The organism is Cryobacterium sp. M96 (assembly GCF_002929845.1).
GTDB lineage: Bacteria > Actinomycetota > Actinomycetes > Actinomycetales > Microbacteriaceae > Cryobacterium > Cryobacterium sandaracinum.
On the sequence record NZ_PJJS01000007.1, the window covers coordinates 1 to 3,223 of the forward strand.

General features: G+C 53.3%; 1 rRNA gene. It reads left to right on the plus strand.

The features are described from left to right. Positions 1-30 precede the first annotated feature (30 nt). Positions 31-3,176, plus strand: a 23S ribosomal RNA gene (locus CXY79_RS00055). Positions 3,177-3,223: the final 47 nt, after the last annotated feature.

Below are 3,223 nucleotides of genomic sequence, written 5' to 3' on the forward strand. Positions count from 1 at the left end.
ACGATTCTTAATCGATTCAAACTCATGTGATTTCAAATTTCTAAGAGCAAACGGTGAATGCCTTGGCATGTAGAGCCGAAGAAGGACGTAGTAATCTGCGATAAGCCTCGGGGAGTTGATAAACGAACTGTGATCCGAGGATTTCCGAATGGGGAAACCCCGCCAGGCCCTTTGGGTGACCTGGTGACTCCCGCCTGAATATATAGGGCGGGTAGAGGGAACGTGGGGAAGTGAAACATCTCAGTACCCACAGGAAGAGAAAACAATAGTGATTCCGTTAGTAGTGGCGAGCGAAACCGGATGAGGCTAAACCGATCATGTGTGATAGCCGGCAGGCGTTGCATGGTCGGGGTTGCGGGACTTTTCTGCTGATTCTGCCGAACAGTGAGGGTTAGAGCGTTGTATAGACGAACAGGATTGAAAGCCTGGTCATAGAGGGTGCGAACCCCGTAGTCGAAATGCAGCAATCGCCCGAAGAGTATCCCAAGTAGCACGGGGCCCGAGAAATCCCGTGTGAATCCGTCAGGACCACCTGATAAGCCTAAATACTCCTACATGACCGATAGTGAACAAGTACCGTGAGGGAAAGGTGAAAAGTACCCCGGGAGGGGAGTGAAATAGTACCTGAAACCGTTTGCTTACAAACCGTTGGAGCCAGGCTGTGCCATTCGTGGTGCGGATTTCTGGTGACAGCGTGCCTTTTGAAGAATGAGCCTGCGAGTTAGTGATATGTGGCGAGCTTAACCCGAGAGGGGAATGCGTAGCGAAAGCGAGTCTGAATAGGGCGATTCAGTCGCATGTCCTAGACCCGAAGCGAAGTGATCTATCCATGGCCAGGTTGAAGCGACGGTAAGACGTCGTGGAGGACCGAACCCACTTCAGTTGAAAATGGAGGGGATGAGCTGTGGATAGGGGTGAAAGGCCAATCAAACTTCGTGATAGCTGGTTCTCTCCGAAATGCATTTAGGTGCAGCGTTGCGTGTTTCTTGCCGGAGGTAGAGCTACTGGATGGCCGATGGGGCCTAAAAGCTTACTGACGTCAGCCAAACTCCGAATGCCGGTAAGTGAGAGCGCAGCAGTGAGACGGTGGGGGATAAGCTTCATCGTCGAGAGGGAAACAACCCAGACCACCAACTAAGGTCCCAAAGCGCGTGCTAAGTGGGAAAGGATGTGGAGTTGCACAGACAACCAGGAGGTTGGCTTAGAAGCAGCCACCCTTGAAAGAGTGCGTAATAGCTCACTGGTCAAGTGATTCCGCGCCGACAATGTAACGGGGCTCAAGCACGCCACCGAAGTTGTGGCATTGATATTTTTGGTAAGCCGCACCCTTGTGGTGTTGGTTCAGCCGTGTTGATGGGTAGGAGAGCGTCGTGTGGCCAGCGAAGCGGCGGTGTAAACCAGCCGTGGAGGCTACACGAGTGAGAATGCAGGCATGAGTAGCGAAAGACGGGTGAGAAACCCGTCCTCCGAAAGATCAAGGTTTCCAGGGCCAGGCTAATCCGCCCTGGGTAAGTCGGGACCTAAGGCGAGGCCGACAGGCGTAGTCGATGGACAACGGGTTTATATTCCCGTACTGGCGAAAAACCGCCCAAACTAATCCAGTAATGCTAAGCATCTGAATCCTCTAGATGGATCCCTTCGGGGTGAAGCGTGGGGCCTAGCGTGCGACCCTATGCTGGTGCGGTTAGCGTATTAACAGGTGTGACGCAGGAAGGTAGCTGAGCCGGGCGATGGTTGTCCCGGTCTAAGGATGTAGGCCGAGAGATAGGCAAATCCGTCTCTCATGAAGGTTGAGACCCGATGGGTAGTCCTCACGGACGAAATCAGTGATCCTATGCTGCCAAGAAAAGCATCGACGCGAGGTTTTAGTCACCCGTACCCCAAACCGACTCAGGTGATCAGGTAGAGAATACTAAGGAGATCGAGAGAATCGTGGTTAAGGAACTCGGCAAAATGCCCCCGTAACTTCGGGAGAAGGGGGGCCTGAGGCGTGAAGGGATTTACTCCTGGAGCGTTCGAAGGCCGCAGAGACCAGTGGGAAGCGACTGTTTACTAAAAACACAGGTCCGTGCCAAGTCGCAAGACGATGTATACGGACTGACGCCTGCCCGGTGCTGGAAGGTTAAGAGGAACGGTTAGCCGCAAGGCGAAGCTGAGAATTTAAGCCCCAGTAAACGGCGGTGGTAACTATAACCATCCTAAGGTAGCGAAATTCCTTGTCGGGTAAGTTCCGACCTGCACGAATGGCGTAACGACTTCCCAGCTGTCTCAACCGCGAACTCGGCGAAATTGCATTACGAGTAAAGATGCTCGTTACGCGCAGCAGGACGGAAAGACCCCGTGACCTTTACTACAGCTTGGTATTGGTGTTCGGTGTGGCTTGTGTAGGATAGGTGGGAGACTGTGAAGCTTGGACGCTAGTTCAGGTGGAGTCAACGTTGAAATACCACTCTGGTCATATTGGATATCTAACTTCGAACCGTGATCCGGTTCAGGGACAGTGCCTGGTGGGTAGTTTAACTGGGGCGGTTGCCTCCTAAAAAGTAACGGAGGCGCCCAAAGGTTCCCTCAACCTGGTTGGCAATCAGGTGTCGAGTGTAAGTGCACAAGGGAGCTTGACTGTGAGACTGACAAGTCGAGCAGGGACGAAAGTCGGGACTAGTGATCCGGCAGTGGCTTGTGGAAGCGCTGTCGCTCAACGGATAAAAGGTACCTCGGGGATAACAGGCTGATCTTGCCCAAGAGTCCATATCGACGGCATGGTTTGGCACCTCGATGTCGGCTCGTCGCATCCTGGGGCTGGAGTAGGTCCCAAGGGTTGGGCTGTTCGCCCATTAAAGCGGTACGCGAGCTGGGTTTAGAACGTCGTGAGACAGTTCGGTCCCTATCCGCTGCGCGCGCAGGAAATTTGAGAAGATCTATCCCTAGTACGAGAGGACCGGGATGGACGAACCTCTGGTGTGTCAGTTGTTCCGCCAGGAGCACCGCTGATTAGCTACGTTCGGAACGGATAACCGCTGAAAGCATCTAAGCGGGAAGCCGGCTTCGAGATGAGATTTCCATCCCTTCGGGGGAGAGGCTCGCAGCTAGACTACTGCGTTGATAGGCCGGATGTGGAAGAGGGGACTAAAGACCCTCGGAGCTGACCGGTACTAATAAGCCAATAATTTGATAACACACCAGTTTGAATAAGCTGCAAGCGTCCACTATGTGGTTCTCGATG